Source organism: Rhodococcus sp. Q (genome assembly GCF_005503035.1).
Classification (GTDB): domain Bacteria; phylum Actinomycetota; class Actinomycetes; order Mycobacteriales; family Mycobacteriaceae; genus Rhodococcus_G.
In genome coordinates this window covers 449684-464164 of the sequence record NZ_SCOY01000001.1, presented here as the reverse complement: position 1 = coordinate 464164, position 14481 = coordinate 449684, and the positions used below count along the sequence as shown (strand labels likewise).

Annotated in this window: 13 protein-coding genes; 6 read left to right on the top strand and 7 right to left on the bottom strand. The window is 69.1% G+C overall.

Going from position 1 to position 14481, the window contains the following annotated elements:
- The first annotated feature begins 25 nt into the window (after positions 1 to 25).
- From phnE to FFS72_RS02190, 5 genes are all read left to right on the top strand, one after another.
- Complete coding sequence (gene phnE / locus FFS72_RS02210) at positions 26 to 1549, top strand: phosphonate ABC transporter, permease protein PhnE (RefSeq protein WP_137872452.1); 1524 nt, start codon at positions 26 to 28, stop codon at positions 1547 to 1549.
- Positions 1525 to 2556, top strand: a complete 1032-nt coding sequence (locus tag FFS72_RS02205; protein ID WP_137872383.1) for a zinc-binding dehydrogenase — start codon at positions 1525 to 1527, stop codon at positions 2554 to 2556. The genes phnE and FFS72_RS02205 overlap by 25 nt, the downstream gene beginning before the upstream one ends.
- A gap of 234 nt (positions 2557 to 2790) precedes the next feature.
- Positions 2791 to 3081 carry a hypothetical protein gene (locus FFS72_RS02200; RefSeq protein WP_084734433.1) on the top strand — a complete coding sequence of 97 codons (291 nt, stop codon included), beginning with the start codon at positions 2791 to 2793 and terminating at the stop codon, positions 3079 to 3081.
- A gap of 61 nt (positions 3082 to 3142) precedes the next feature.
- Positions 3143 to 4480 carry a glucosylglycerate hydrolase gene (ggh, locus tag FFS72_RS02195; protein WP_050066744.1) on the top strand — a complete coding sequence of 446 codons (1338 nt, stop codon included), beginning with the start codon at positions 3143 to 3145 and terminating at the stop codon, positions 4478 to 4480.
- Positions 4481 to 4586: 106 nt separating this feature from the next.
- Complete coding sequence (locus FFS72_RS02190) at positions 4587 to 5324, top strand: glycoside hydrolase family 25 protein (protein WP_137872382.1); 738 nt, start codon at positions 4587 to 4589, stop codon at positions 5322 to 5324.
- Between the two features lie 20 nt (positions 5325 to 5344).
- Here the strand turns inward: FFS72_RS02190 and FFS72_RS02185 are convergent, their stop codons facing one another.
- From FFS72_RS02185 to FFS72_RS02175, 3 genes are all read right to left on the bottom strand, one after another.
- The gene (locus FFS72_RS02185) at positions 5345 to 6058 is read right to left on the bottom strand and encodes a GntR family transcriptional regulator (RefSeq protein ID WP_137872381.1); all 714 of its coding nucleotides are present in this window, start codon (positions 6056 to 6058) and stop codon (positions 5345 to 5347) included.
- Between the two features lie 67 nt (positions 6059 to 6125).
- Positions 6126 to 7268: a TIGR03364 family FAD-dependent oxidoreductase gene (locus FFS72_RS02180; protein ID WP_137872380.1), complete on the bottom strand. Its 1143-nt coding sequence runs from the start codon at positions 7266 to 7268 to the stop codon at positions 6126 to 6128.
- Between the two features lie 144 nt (positions 7269 to 7412).
- A complete protein-coding gene (locus FFS72_RS02175) occupies positions 7413 to 9494 on the bottom strand; it encodes a PhoX family protein (protein ID WP_137872379.1) in 2082 nt (693 codons plus the stop codon).
- A gap of 193 nt (positions 9495 to 9687) precedes the next feature.
- Between FFS72_RS02175 and FFS72_RS02170 the strand changes: the two genes are divergently transcribed.
- Positions 9688 to 10458 (top strand): crotonase/enoyl-CoA hydratase family protein, encoded by a 771-nt coding sequence (locus FFS72_RS02170; RefSeq protein WP_137872378.1) that lies wholly within the window; start codon positions 9688 to 9690, stop codon positions 10456 to 10458.
- Here FFS72_RS02170 and FFS72_RS02165 read toward each other — a convergent pair whose 3' ends face one another.
- The 4 genes from FFS72_RS02165 to FFS72_RS02150 all read right to left on the bottom strand — a co-directional run bounded on the left by FFS72_RS02165 (position 10459) and on the right by FFS72_RS02150 (position 14409).
- Positions 10459 to 11157 (bottom strand): amino acid ABC transporter ATP-binding protein, encoded by a 699-nt coding sequence (locus tag FFS72_RS02165; RefSeq protein WP_137872451.1) that lies wholly within the window; start codon positions 11155 to 11157, stop codon positions 10459 to 10461.
- Positions 11158 to 11279: 122 nt separating this feature from the next.
- Positions 11280 to 13082 carry an ABC transporter substrate-binding protein/permease gene (locus FFS72_RS02160; protein WP_137872377.1) on the bottom strand — a complete coding sequence of 601 codons (1803 nt, stop codon included), beginning with the start codon at positions 13080 to 13082 and terminating at the stop codon, positions 11280 to 11282.
- A 76-nt stretch (positions 13083 to 13158) separates the two neighbouring features.
- A complete protein-coding gene (locus FFS72_RS02155) occupies positions 13159 to 13425 on the bottom strand; it encodes a YgaP family membrane protein (protein WP_050066961.1) in 267 nt (88 codons plus the stop codon).
- Between the two features lie 189 nt (positions 13426 to 13614).
- Positions 13615 to 14409, bottom strand: a complete 795-nt coding sequence (locus tag FFS72_RS02150; protein ID WP_137872376.1) for an LLM class F420-dependent oxidoreductase — start codon at positions 14407 to 14409, stop codon at positions 13615 to 13617.
- Positions 14410 to 14481 lie beyond the last annotated feature (72 nt).

Sequence of the window (14481 nt, the reverse complement as noted above, 5' to 3'; positions counted from 1 at the left end):
CGGGCCGCGCCCTCCTCGGCGCGCGATGCTGCCCGCCCTCACCCTCGCCGCGCTCGTGGCGACGCTGGTGTCTGCGTGGTCGATCGAGTTCGCACCCGGCACCCTGCTGAGCGGTCTCGACGCGGTCGGCAACCTGATCGAACGGATGCTGCCCCCACGGGTTTCGGACCCCGGCCGGATCGGGGTACTGGCACTCGAGACGCTGCTCATGGCCGTCCTCGGCACCGTGCTCGCGGCGACGGCGTCGATTCCGCTGGCGTTCCTCGCCGCCCGCAACACGACACCCCACCCCGTCGTCCACGCCGTGGCCCGAGGATTCATCACGTTCTGTCGCGCGATGCCCGACCTGTTGTTCGCGGTGCTCTTCGTCCGCGCACTCGGAATCGGTGTGCTCCCCGGCATTCTGGCCCTCGCCCTGCATTCGATCGGCATGCTGGGAAAGCTGTTCGCCGACGCCATCGAACAGACCGATGCCGGGCCGCGGGAGGCGGTCCGGGCGACCGGCGCCGGTTACCTTCGCGAGATGGTCAACGCCGTTGTCCCGCAGGTTGTCCCGTCCTGGATCGGTACCTTCGTCTATCGCATCGACATCAATCTCAGGATGTCGGTGGTGCTCGGCTTCGTGGGCGCCGGAGGCATCGGCTTCGCGCTGCAGGACGCGCTGCGCGGCCTGATCTATCCGCGCGCGCTCGGCATCGTCTGCATCATCCTCGTGATGATCGCGGCGATGGAGGTGGTCGCCATCGTGATCCGGCGGATGCTCCTCGCGCCCGCGCAGTCGAATCCGCGTCGGGATCGACTCGGGCGCATCGCTTTCAGTGCCCTGATCGCCTCCGGCACGGTCGCCGCGCTGTGGGTGCTCGAGATCAACCCGTGGTCACTGTTCACCTGGGTCGGGCCGTCGCTGGAGATCTTCGGCCGGATGTTCCCTCCGGACTTCGACGCGCTGGGCAGCGACCTGTTCACCGCCGCCTGGCAGACCGTCGCGATCGGTGTGGTGTCCACCGCGATCGGTGCGGTGCTGTCGATTCCCGTCGCGATCCTCGCCGCGCGGAACGTGACCCCCCATCCGGTGTTGTACTGGTTGGCTCGGGGTTGGATCCTGCTGGTCCGGGCCGTACCCGAGCTCATCCTCGCGGTGGTGTTCGTCGCGGCGCTGGGACTCGGACCCGTCGCCGGAACCTGCGCGCTCGCCATCGGATCGGTCGGCTTCCTCGCCAAGCTGGTGGCCGATGCGATCGAGGAGATCGACCCGGGCCCGATCGAGGCGGTGCGCGCGGTCGGAGGCGGCTGGTGGAAGACGCTGTTCGCGGCGGTTCTGCCGCAGGCGATGCCGTCGATCGTCGGGTCGACGCTCTACCTCTTCGACGTCAACGTCAGGACGTCGACGGTCCTCGGCATCGTCGGTGCAGGCGGCGTCGGGTTCCTGCTCTTCGAATCGATCCGCACGCTCAACTTCGACGTCGCGGGCGCGATCGTCGTCGTCATCTTCGTCATCGTCTATTCCATCGAGAGGTTGTCCGGATGGATTCGCTCACAACTCGTCTGAGCCGCACCGCCGTCTGGACCGGCGACGGCATCGAGGTCCGTGACGTGCCGGTACCCACCCTCGGTGCGGGCGAGCTCCTGGTGCGCGTTCGGCTCGCGACGATCTGCGGCAGCGACCTGCACACCGTGACGGGTCGACGGACCGCCGCCTGCCCGTCCGTGCTCGGGCACGAGGCGGTCGGGGTGGTCGAGGCCGTCGGCCCCATCTCGGACGGCGGCGTAGTGGCCGCCGCCGAGGTCGGTGACCGGATCGTGTGGTCCGTCACCGTCGCCTGCGGCCGTTGCGTGCGCTGCCGAGCGGACCGCACCGCGAAGTGCGACGAGGTCCGCAAGGTCGGGCACGAGGCCTTCAACGGCGACTGGGCACTGTCGGGCTCCTACGCCGAGTACATCGTGCTCCCCGCAGGGACCGCCGTGGCGCGGGTCGCCGATCGGATGCCGGATGCGGTCGCAGCACCCGCGGCCTGCGCGACGGCAACGGTGATGGCGACGCTCGAGGCGGCCGGACCGCTGCAGCGCAGACGGGTGCTGATCTGCGGTGCGGGGATGCTCGGGGTCACCGCCGCCGCGGCCTGCGCCGAGGCCGGTGCCCGCGTCCGCATCACCGACCTCGACGCGACTCGGGTCGAGGTGGCGCACCGGTTCGGCGGCGTCGCCGACACCGACGGAACGGTGGACGTGGTTCTCGACTACTCGGGGTCCGCCGAGGCGATCACGCGGGCCCTGGCGCGGCTCGATGTCGGGGGCGTGCTGGTGCTGGCAGGGTCGGTGACGCCCGGGCCCCCGCTCGCCCTCGACCCCGAGTCCGTGGTGCGCAGGCACCTGACGATCATCGGAGTCCACAACTACGAGCCCCGGCACCTCACGGCCGCGGTCGACTTCCTCGATCGCACCCGCGAGGTGTTCCCGTGGGCCGATCTGGTGGCGGCGCCGGTCGAGTTGGAGGACATCCGCCACGTCCTGACCGCCCCGTCGACGGGAGTGCTCCGCTCGTCCGTCGCACCCTGACTCCACGACGCGATCGGTTCGCTCGGGGCCGACGCGCCCACGTCATCTCCCGACCTGTGTCGCAGATCGGAGTACCCTGAACTGCGCAAACGATGACCCCCAGGTCTCTGTTCAGCATGTTCGGTACAACGTCAGCTACATTCTGGTTACGAGACTTGGTGCCGTGGGGTGCCGTGGTCCTCCCCGGTCCGACGAGTGCTGCCGGAACGGGCGATCGGGAAGGAAGTCGCGAACATGGGATCTGGCAAGGAAAAGAAGGAGCCTGCCGCCGCATCGGGCGGTGCGGCGGGAAAACCGCCTCTCGCCGTCGGAGACGCCGTCGTGACCAGCGCCGATCCGGTGACTGAAGGCGGGAAGTCGACGCAGGCCCCGGGCGTGATCGTCGACGACTTCGGCGGCAACCTCGCCGAGGACGCCGCCGACTACGGTCGAAGCTGGGCCCTGGCGAAGCGCTGGGCGATCAAGCTGGACGACGGACGTCTGGTGTTCCGCAGTTCCGACGAGGTGTCGCGTCCCACCGGCTGAGTGACGCGAAACCAACGGTCCCGGCAGGCGGAAGGGTCGGCCGGGTCGCACAATTGTGGGCATGTCCGACCCCGGTTTCACCCCGACCCAGCTCGCGGCGCGGGCCGCCTACCTCCTGCGGGGTAACGATCTGGGCACGATGACGAGCGCGGCGCCCCGCCTGTATCCACACATGTGGAGCTGGGATGCTGCGTTCGTCTCGGTCGGACTGGCGCCGCTGAGCGTCGAGCGCGCCGTCGTCGAACTCGACACCCTCCTGTCCGCGCAGTGGACCAACGGAATGATTCCGCACATCGTGTTCGCCAACGGAGTCGACGGCTACTTCCCGGGGCCGGATCGGTGGGCGTGCACGGGCCTCGCCGCGGCCGCTCCCGTCGCACCGCAGACCTCCGGCATCACCCAGCCGCCCGTGCACGCAATCGCGGTGCAGCGCATCCTCGACCACTCCCGTCGGCACGGTCGCACGACCCGGGCCGTCGCCGAGGAGTTCCTCGACCGCCGCTGGCCCGACCTGATGCGCTGGCATCGGTGGCTCGCGCACGCCCGCGACCCCGCGCAGGCCGGTCGGCTCACGGTCTACCACGGCTGGGAGTCCGGTATGGACAACTCGCCGCGCTGGGACACCGCCTACGCCAACGTGATTCCCGGTGCGGTCCCGGCCTACACGAGGGAGGACACGTTCGTCGTCGCGGACCTGACGCAACGACCGACCAACGCCGAGTACGACCGCTACCTGTGGCTGCTCGAGGAGATGAAGCAGGTCCGCTACGACGACACGGAACTGGTCTCGGCGATGAGCTTCGCGGTCGAGGACGTGTTCGTCAGCGCGATCTTCTCGCTCGCCTGCGACGTCCTCGCGACGATCGGCGAGGAGCACTCCGCGCCGAAGGCCGATGTGCGCGAGTTGCACCAGTGGGCGGAGCGTTTCCGCGCGGGGGTCGTCGCGTCGACCCATCCGCGCTCCGGTGCCGCCCGCGACTTCGATCTGCGGACGGGACGCTGGATCGGGACGGACACGATCGCGATGTTCGCGCCGCTGCTGTGCGGCGGGCTGCCCCGCGACGTCGAGAGGACGCTGCTGCGGACCTTCGAGGGCCCGCGGTTCTGCGGCCACCCGGATCTGCGGTACGGCGTGCCGCCGTCGACCTCCCCGGTGTCGCGCGACTTCCGGTCCCGCGAGTACTGGCGTGGTCCGGTGTGGCCGGTGATGACGTGGTTGTTCTCCTGGGTCTTCGCGCGCCGTGGGTGGGCCGAACGGTCCCGGCACCTGCGCAGCGAGGGGTTGCGGCAGGCCAGTGACGGCAGCTTCGCCGAGTACTACGAGCCGTTCACGGGCGAGCCGCTCGGCAGCATGCAGCAGTCGTGGACGGCGGCGGCGGTGCTGGACTGGCTGGGCTGAACAGTTGCGACACGCGCTCGAGTGATCGTGACGCCACGCCGAACAGCTGGTAACGATCGCCGCGGAATTGCTGCGTCGTTACCACGTGTCGGTTTAGTCTCGGGCGATGACGTCGACGCGCCGCGGTCGTATCCGAAATGTCATCCGCCTCGCCCCGCTGTTGTTGGCCGGGGTGCTCGCCTTCGCGGCGCCGGGAGCCGCGGGGGCCCAGATCAACGGGCCTGACGCCGCTTCCTGGCAGCATCCCGGCGGCGCGAGCATCGACTGGTTCGCGGTGCGTGCGTCGGGTCACGAGTTCGCCATCGTCAAGGCCACCGAAAGCCTCAACTACGTCAACCCGTACTTCGTGCAGGACGGGATCGGCATGCGTGCGGCAGGCATCGCCCGCGGCGCCTACCACTACGCGGACCCCACCCAGTCCCCCGAGGCACAGGCCGCGTTCTTCGCCTCGACGGCGGCCCCGGTCATCGCCGGAGGCCTGCCGCCGGTTCTCGACATCGAGCATTCCGGCGGCCTTCCGCCTGCAGCGCTGATCGACTGGACCCGCCGCTACCTGAACTCGGTGCAGGCACTGACCGGCAGGCAGCCGATCATCTACACGTATCCGAACTTCTGGCGTACCGCCATGGCGAACACCAGCGAGTTCTCGAACTACCCGCTGTGGATCGCCGACTACAACGGCGGCGCCGCCCCCGGACCGCTGCCGGGCGGCTGGCGGCACTGGACGTTCTGGCAGTACACCGACTCCGGCCGCATCCCCGGCGTCAACGCGGCGATCGACCTGAACTACTACGGCGGCGGACTCGGCGACATCCACGTGTTCGGCAATCCGTTCGGGTCGTAGCGTCCGCGGAGCGAGGGGCGTCAGCCCGGATCGGTCATCGAGTTCATGATCGAGAAGGTGACCTGGTGGTAGCGGTCGTCCGAGTACTCGAACGGACGACCGTCCGCGTCGTAACTGGTTCGTCGCTCCCGCAGCAGGGGTGTGCCCTGCGGGATCTGCAAGGCGTCGGCGTCGACTCCGTCCGCCGGGACGGCGTCGAGTACGTGTCGCATCGTCGCGAACCGGACTCCCCGGTCGACGAGGTGGTCGGTGATGGATCCCGCGTCGGCGTCGAACTCGAACAGGCTCTGGCCGACGTCCACGGTGAACCGGCTGCGCTCGAGTAGCGCGGGGGTTCCGTCGAGGCAGCGCAGGCGCACCACTTCGACGACGAACGCGTCCTCGTCGAGGTGCAGTGCGTCGGCGGTCTCGGCGCCGGCCCGGACGCGGCCGACGCCGACGGTGTGGTTGCTGGGACGGCGGCCCGATGTGATGGCCCACTGCGAGAACGGGGTGAACGAGGCGAGGGTCTGCGTCGGCTGGGGTTGACGGCGCACGCGGGCGGGCCGCCCCCGGGTCGTGTGGATCAGCCCCTCGGCGCGAAGGTTGTTCAGCGCCTGCCGGATCGGTCCACGACTGACTTTCCACTGCTCCATCAACGCGGTCTCGGGGGGCAGTTCGTCGCCGGGGCGGTAGGTGCCGTCGTCGATCTGAGTGCGGAGGTACTCGTAGATCTCCTGATGTCGGGGGGTCATTCCCGCCTCCGCCCTACTGCACCGAGTTGCTGTTCGCCGGTCACCGTATCCGCCTGTCCTGATCGCGTCACACCCCGACCGCCGCGGTGTCGAACGCTGCTGCGACACCGGCCGCGGCCAGGCCGAGGCCGGTGGTCATGCCGATGCCGGTGGTGACCGTGACGACGTGGGTGCGTGGCAGCGGTTCGGCGCGGAGGAATTCGCGTCCCGGTGCGGTGCTGTACACGCCCTGCCAGCGTTCCACGACGTCGACGGTGCGGACGCCGAAGAGTTCCCGAGTGTGGTCCAGCAGCACCTCGAAGCCCTTCTCGGACTGGAACGCCGAGGGGGTCACCTCCCGGATGTGGGTGTCGCCGATGAGAAGGGTGCCGTCGGGTTGCGGGGTGTACATCTGGTGCAGGTCGAGCGTGGTCTCGTCCGGAAACTCGGCGAGCAGGCGGGCCGCGACCGCCGGTGTCGACGGCATCGTCTCGAACCCGCTGTAGCGCAACAGGGACCAGCCGGTGAAGAGCGGGGCCGTGAGCGGAAACCTTAGTGGAACAACAGCTTTCATCATGTGTAGTGCGCACCGCCGCAAGTCGATGTCCTCGGCGAGATCCGGGAACAGGCGATCGATGTCGTGGTTGACGGTGACGAACGTGGTCCCGGCACGGATCCCGCCTCGTGACGTCCGCACCAGGCCGGGCTCGAACGAGGTCGCCGCGGTACGCCAGAAGAACTTCACACCAACCGATTCGAGCCATTGGGCGATGTTCGGTGCCGCCGTCCGGGGATCGACCTGGAGGTCGGCCGACAGGAACATTCCGCCGACGACGCCCGCCGGATCGGCGGGAACCCGGGCGAGCACCTCGGACCGGGTGAGCATGCGTGCGGCGCTCGGTCCGCGCAGGGCGGCGAACTCCTGCATCACGGCGAGCTCGTCGTCGTGGCGGGCGAGGGCGACGGTCCCGGTCTCGGCCGACCAGAAGCCTGCCTCGGCGGAAAGGGTGAGCCAGTCCGCGCGCCCGGCCCGGGCGTACCGGAGCGCCTCACCGGACTGTGCGCTGATGCACGCGTGACCGAAGTTCCGGACCGACGCACCCGCCACCCGGTCGGTGTGCTCGACCACCGCGACCGACAATCCCCGCTTGTGGGCGTGGTACGCGTGGGCGAGGCCGACGATGCCCGCGCCGACGACGACGACGTCGAACTCGAGTGTGGCTGTGCTCATGTGGTCGGACCTTCCCGTCACGCAGGCAGATGTCAATACTTCTTTAAAGAAGTATATACAACTTCCGCCAGGTAGGGTCCGCCCGTCCCACGAAGTGGTGCACCACCGGACGGGGCGACGTCCGGTGGTGCACCGCCGAGCGTGTCAGGATCCGATGAATCCGCCGCCGGACCGCCACGCGGCGACGACGGACGGACGCGGCTGCGACGTGCCGCCGTCCGGCCAGTGCGACGCGGGGGCGTCGGCGCCGGCCCCATCCAACTCACCGGGATGCTGCACGCAGACCACGACGCGCCGGTCGTCGACGATCGGTCCGCAGGTCTCGGCGCCCTTCGGGACGGTGAGGAACTGCTTCGTCTCGCCGCGCCGCTCGCCCTCGAGGACGACGGAGAACAGGCCGTCGTTCGACTTCAGCGCATTGCCGTCGGTGGAGATCCACAGGTTGCCGTGCGGGTCGAACGCCAGATTGTCGGGGCACGAGATGGGGCTGACCTGCGTCTTGTCGAAGCCGCCGAAATAGGTGTCGGCGGAGGCCGGGTCGCCGCACACCAGCAGGATGTTCCACACGAAGGCGGTGCCCGCGTGATCGTCCTCGATCTCGAGGACGTGCCCGTTCTTGTTGTTGTTGCGAGGGTTCGGCTCGTCGGCAGGCGCCTTGCCGTCGGTGCCGCGCTGCGTGTTGTTGGTCAGCGCGACGTACACCTTGCCGGTCTTCGGGTTCGGCTCGAAGTCCTCGGGACGGTCCATCTTGGTGGCCCCGACCTTGTCGCCCGCGAGCCGGGTGAACACCGCGACCTCCTCGGCGGACATGCCGTCGACGAGCGACTCGCCTCGACCGTCCTCGCCGGTGCGCAGCAGCGGAATCCACTCCCCCTTGCCCGCGAACCGTCCGCTCGGCGGCAGGGTTCCGGAACCGTCCACCCGATCCGGTTCGTCGCCGGTCAGCTTCGCGACGTACAGGGTGCCCGCGTCGAGCAGCGTCAGGTTGTGGCGCATGCTGGCCTGCCCGCGTCCGGGCATCATCTTCCTGGCGGAGACGAACTTGTACATGTAGTCGAAGCGTTCGTCGTCGCCGCTGTACGCGACGACGGTGCCGTCACCGGTGACGTGGATGGTCGCGGCCTCGTGCTTGAACCGGCCGAGCGCGGAATGCTTGACGGGCGTGGACGCCGGATCCCACGGGTTGATCTCGACGACGTAGCCGAATCGGTTGGCCTCGTTGGGGTTCTGAGCGAGGTCGAAGCGAGGTTCGAAACGTTCCCACTTGCGCTCGCTCGCGGCGCCTGTGAGACCGTACCGCTTGAGGCGGGCCGCGACGATCGGATCGGTGACCTGTTCGGCGTTCGCGAAGTACTGGTTGAAGTTCTCCTCGCCGGAGAGCACCGTGCCCCACGGGGTGAGACCGCCCGCGCAGTTGTTCAGGGTGCCGAGGACGCGGGTGCCGGTTGGGTCGGCGGAAGTCTTGAGCAGTTCGGAGCCCGCGGCGGGACCGGTTACGACGAACTCGGTGCTCGCCGTGATGCGGCGGTTCTGCGGGCCGAATTCCGGTGTGAGACGGCCGGACCCGACCTCCCCGCGAACCTTGACAACGGACATGCCGTGCGCGGCGAGCCCGATCCGGACCTGCTCCTCGGTGGGATTCTCGCCGTCGTAGCCGCGGAACATGAACGGCTCGGTGCTGTACTCGTGGTTCACGACCAGCAGATAGCCGCCCAGTTCACCGTCGACAGGCAGGAGCCCGGCGAAGTCGTTGTTGAAGCCGAACTGCAGTGCCTGCGCCGCCGCCGTCTGGTTGTCGAAGTCGAACGCGGGAGCGCCGGGCAGAACCGGGTCACCCCAACGGATCACGACTGCCTGTTCGTACCCGGCCGGGACGACAACGGCGTCCTGGGTGTTCGGGGCGACGGGGGTGAAGCCCGTGCCCGGTGCGGTGCTGCCACCGCCGAGCGATCCGGTGTCGCCCGAGCCCGACTGTGCCACGGCGGTGTCGGTCCCGCATGCGGCGAGCAGTCCGCCCGCGCCCACGGCGAGAACGGTCGTCGCGCCTGCCTTCAGTGCCCCGCGCCGCGACATGGCAGCCCGCACGATGTCACCGAAGTATTCGCCTTCCGACGTGTTCGGCACGTCGTGGGAACACGCGTCGCCACACTTGTAGCGGCACGTGACCGACGCGCGGGACGACGATCCGTCGTGCGTGACGAACAGGGCGAGGGGCTTGAGTTTCACGTGGAACTCCCGGTTGAAATGGACAACTCGGGCGACTGTAGGGGGCTCAGGCGTGCACCCGGCAACGCTCAGGTGAACGGCAGACCAGCGAATCCCCACGTTGTCGGGCACCCTCGGTGAGCGCTGCCCGTTCGCCCGGGCGTCGGGCTATACGGTGGGGCACAGTCTGATTGCTCTCGCCGAGGAGGCGACCATGCCCGGATCCGTCCGTTTCGAGTCCAGCGACGGAATCACCACGATCACGATCGACCGACCGGAGCGACGCAACGCCGTCGACGGACCAACCGCGCGTGAGCTGCGCGCCGCGTTCGCGGCGTTCGAGGCGGACGACACCCAGCGCGTCGCGGTGCTGTGGGGTGCGGGCGGAACGTTCTGTGCGGGAGCCGACCTGTCCGCGGTCGGTGATCCGGCGCGAGTCAACGACCTCGACCCGGACGGCGGCGGGGGCGGGCCGATGGGGCCGACACGGATGGTGCTGAGCAAGCCGCTCATCGCGGCGGTCAGCGGCTACGCGGTCGCCGGGGGTCTCGAACTCGCGCTGCTCGCCGACCTGCGGGTCGCGGAGGAGTCCGCGACGTTCGGGGTCTTTTGCCGACGCTGGGGCGTCCCGCTGATCGACGGTGGCACCGTGCGACTGCCGCGCGTCGTCGGGCAGGGCCGCGCCCTGGACATGATCCTCACCGGACGGGCCGTCGACGCGGCGGAGGCGCTGTCGATGGGACTGGCGAACCGGGTGGTTCCCGACGGCCAGGCGCTCGAGGCCGCGCAGGAGTTGGCACGCCAGATCGCCGCGTTCCCCCAGGCCTGCATGCTCGCGGACCGGACCTCCACCTACCGGGCACTGGATCTTCCCCTCGCGGAGGCGCTTCGACGGGAAGGGGCGGACGGGGTTCCGATCGTCTTCGCGGAGGGGGTCGACGGCGCGTCCCGCTTCACCGGCGGAGCGGGACGCCACGGCGCGTAGCTACAGCACCTGGGACAGGAACGACTGCAGGCGGTCGGTCTGTGGATCGTCGAACAGGGCCTCGGGCTTGCCCGTCTCCACGACCACACCGCCGTCCATGAACAGAACGGTGTCGGAAACGCTTCGTGCAAAGCCCATTTCGTGGGTGACGACGATCATCGACATGCCGCCGGACGCGAGGTCGGCCATCAGCGCGAGCACACCCTTGACCAGTTCGGGGTCGAGCGCCGACGTGGCCTCGTCGAAGAACATGATCTCGGGCTTCATGGCGAGGGCGCGGGCGATCGCGACGCGCTGCTGCTGACCGCCCGACAGGTTCGCGGGCCGCGAGTCCGCCTTCGCCCGCAGCCCGACCTGGTCGAGATACTCCAGCGCGAGGTCGCGGGCGGCGTCCTTCGACAGTCCCCGAAGCTTGCGGGGGCCCAGCGCGACGTTGTCGGCGACCGTCCGGTGCGGGAACAGGTTGAACTGCTGGAACACCATGCCGATCCGCTGCCGCAACTCGTCCGGGTTGTCCCCCAGCACGGAGCGTCCGTCGAGCAGGATGTCGCCGGCATCGGGTTCGTGCAGGCGGTTGAGGACACGCAGCAGCGTCGACTTGCCCGACCCCGACGGGCCGATGACGGACGTGGTGGTGCCCGCGGCCACATGGATGTCGACGCCGCGCAGGATCTTGTTGCGTCCGAACGCGAGGTGCAGGTCGGTGCCGGTGAGCGAACCGGAGGGGGCGGCTTCGGCGCTCGGGGACTCGGCGCTCGGGGACTCGGTGCGCGGAGACTCGGGGTTCGGCGACTCGGGGTTCGGTGACTCGGTCACGGGCTCTATCCCCTCTCCACGACGATGGCCTGCTCGAGGTCGTCGAGAGTGCCGGAGGTGTCGGCCCTCCCGGTTCGCAGGCGCTTGTCGATGTAATTCACCAGGTGCGTCAACGGGATCGTGAGCACCAGGTAGAACAGGCCTGCCGCGACGAGCGGGGACAGGTTGCCGGTCTGCGCGTTCAGGTCGCGGCCGACGGCGAACAGTTCGCGTTGCGTGGCGAGCAACCCGAGGAAGTAGATCAGCGACGAATCCTTGATGAGCGAGATGAACTGGTTCATCAGCGCGGGCAGCACGCGGCGCACACCCTGCGGGATCACGACCAGTGTCATCGCCCGGCGGTATCCGAAGCCGATCGCGCGGGCCGCTTCCATCTGGCCGGGCTCGACGCTCTGGATGCCGGACCGGAAGATCTCGCCGATGTAGGCGGCGGCGAGCAGCGACAGGGCGGCGGCGCCGAGCCAGTACGGGTTGTTGCCGGTGATACCGCTGACCACCGGCCCGACACCGAGCCCGACGATGAGGATGATGACGACGGCGGGCAGGCCGCGGAAGACGTCCGTATAGACGCGCGCGGGCCAGCGCAGCCACCGGGTGCGGGAGATGCCGGCGATGGCGAGCAGCATGCCGAGGACGGTGCCGATGACCCCGGACGTCAGCGCCAGGATGACGGTGTTGGGCAGGCCGGTCTTGAGCAGGTCGGGAATCGCCTTGCGGTAGAGCTCCCAGTTGAAGAAGGTGTCACCGAGTTGCGCGAGAGTCGATTTCGGTGCCGTCGCCTCGCCCTGTTCCGCAGTTCCCTGCTCGGCGGCGAGCGCGGCGAAGTCGGGCAGCTCCGGTTCGGGCGCGGCCTTGCTACCCGGCTTCCATCCCGGCGGTAGCTCGCGGGGCACCCACTGTGTGTACAGCTCCGACCACGTGCCGTCCGCGATGACGGCGTCCAGCCCGGAGTTCAGCGCGTCGATGAGGGCCCGGTTGTCCTTGTTCACCGCCCAACCCACGAAGTTGTTGAGGCTGAACGTGTTCTGCACGATCGAGGTGCCGTCGCCCGGCTTGATCGCGCCCTCCGCCTGCTGTGACGGCGCTACCCACGCGTCGATCTGGCCGGACTTCAGGTTCGCGTACGCGGTGTTGTAGTCCGGGAACTTCACCGGGTCGAGGCCGAGGGTATTGACGACGTAGTCGTCCTGCACGGTCCCCTGCACCACACCGATCCGGACCACGGCGTTCAGATCCGAGAACGCCTGCACGGGACCGCCGTTGGGAACGACCAGCGAGAAGTAGCCGAAGTCGTAGCCGTTGGTGAAGCCCACGGTCTTGCGTCGGTCGTCGGTGGTCGTGATCGACGACGAGCCGACGTCGAACCGGCGGTTCGCGACCTGGGAGAGCAGCCCGGCGAATTCGGTGCCGGAGAACTGGATTTCGAGCCCCAGCTTGTCCGCGATCGCCTTGAGCAGTTCGTTGTCGAATCCGGTGAAGGTGCCTGCCGAGTTGACGCAGATGCTCGGCGGCGCGTCGGAGAGGGTGCCGACACTGAGCGTCCCGGGAACGATCAGTCCGAGCGAGTTCACGTCGATCCGGTCGACCGGTGTCGTGGTCGCTGTGGTGTAGCGGTCCTCGCCTGCCGCTGCGGCCGCCGCATCCAGGTTCGTCGGCGCAGCCGCGGCGCTGCCGAGGCCGGGAGGCGAGCACAGGTCGGCGGATGCGCTGGTATCGGAGGAGTCGTTGCCGCAGGCAGTCGCGGTGCACGCCAGTAGGAGCGCCAGCACCGCAACGACCCACACCTTGACCGATCGTGACCGGGTCATGAACGGAAGCGTAACCGGGCGGGCGGGTGGCCGCCGAATGCCACTCCCCGTCCGAGTAGAGGAACCCAGGCCTTTGTCAGGCCGGGCGCGGGTTCCCCTCGTCCGGGCGGTTCCGGACGCGGCAGCTCGCGCGCGGCAGGCCGGCGCGTTCCATGAGCAGGCTGGCCGGGCACCACCCGACCGCGGAATAGAAGACGAGGTTCGCGCCGACGAACCCGGTGAGGACCAGCCACCACGGTGAGAGACCGACCGCGAGCGCGACGCTGAGCAGGATCATGACGCCGCCCATCAGTGGCACAACGCGTTCGACGGTCCAGTTCTGGCGGGGGTGGGAGTGGGTCACGTGAATGTCCTCGGTGCGGATCGGGTGGTCGGCGACCGAGGAGCCGTCCGGGCAGGGACGGGAGGCGTGATGCACCTCGGTACGACGGAACTGGCACCACCATACCCCAGGGGGTATCTGCCACGGGGGTGCGAACCGTCACACCGATCGGACATCCAGGCCGGTGGCGAACCCGCGGCGTGGTTCGGATCAGGCGAGTCCGGCGAGCGGCTGCGCGTAGTGCTCGTCCCGCCACCGGATCGCTTCGGCCAGCGTCGACAGGTCGTAGGCCGGCCCACTCGTCCCGACGGTGAACAGCGTCACGCCCGCGTCGACGAATGCCTGCGCGGAGTCGGTGCCCGGCCACGCGACGGAGCGTTCGATGCGGTGCGGGTCGCGGCCGACGTCGGCGCAGTGTCCGGCGAGGACGGCGGACTTGTGGGCGAGGGCGCCGAGATCGGCGAAGCTGTGCCAGACGTCCGCGTACTCCGCGACCAGGCGCAGCGTCTTCTTCTCACCGCTGCCGCCGATCAGGATCGGGATGTGGCGGTGCGGAGGCGGGTTCAGCTTCCCGAGGCGTTCGCGGATCCGGGCCAGGTTCTCGCCCAGCAGTGTCAGCCTGCTACCCGCGGTACCGAACTCGTAGCCGTACTCCGTGTAGTCCTTCTCGAACCAGCCGCCGCCGATACCGAGAATCAGGCGGCCGCCACTGATGTGGTCGACGGTGCGGGCCATGTCCGCCAGCAGATCGGGATTGCGGTAGCCGCCGCCGGTGACGAGCGCGCCGATCTCCACCCGCTCCGTCTGCTCCGCCCACGCGCCGAGCATCGTCCAGCACTCGAAGTGGGCGCCGTCCGCGTCACCGCGCAGCGGATAGAAGTGGTCCCAGGTGAAGGCGATGTCCACGCCCAGGTCCTCGGCGCGCAGGACGGCGTCGCGGATCAGGGTGTACTCGGGAGCATGCTGGGGCTGGAGTTGAACGCCGATGCGAACGGGGCGGGTCATACATACCTCCTGAGGTGGCAGTGACGTGCGCTCTCTCCACTGTGCCGCACGGACCGGGTCGGGAAAACCCGA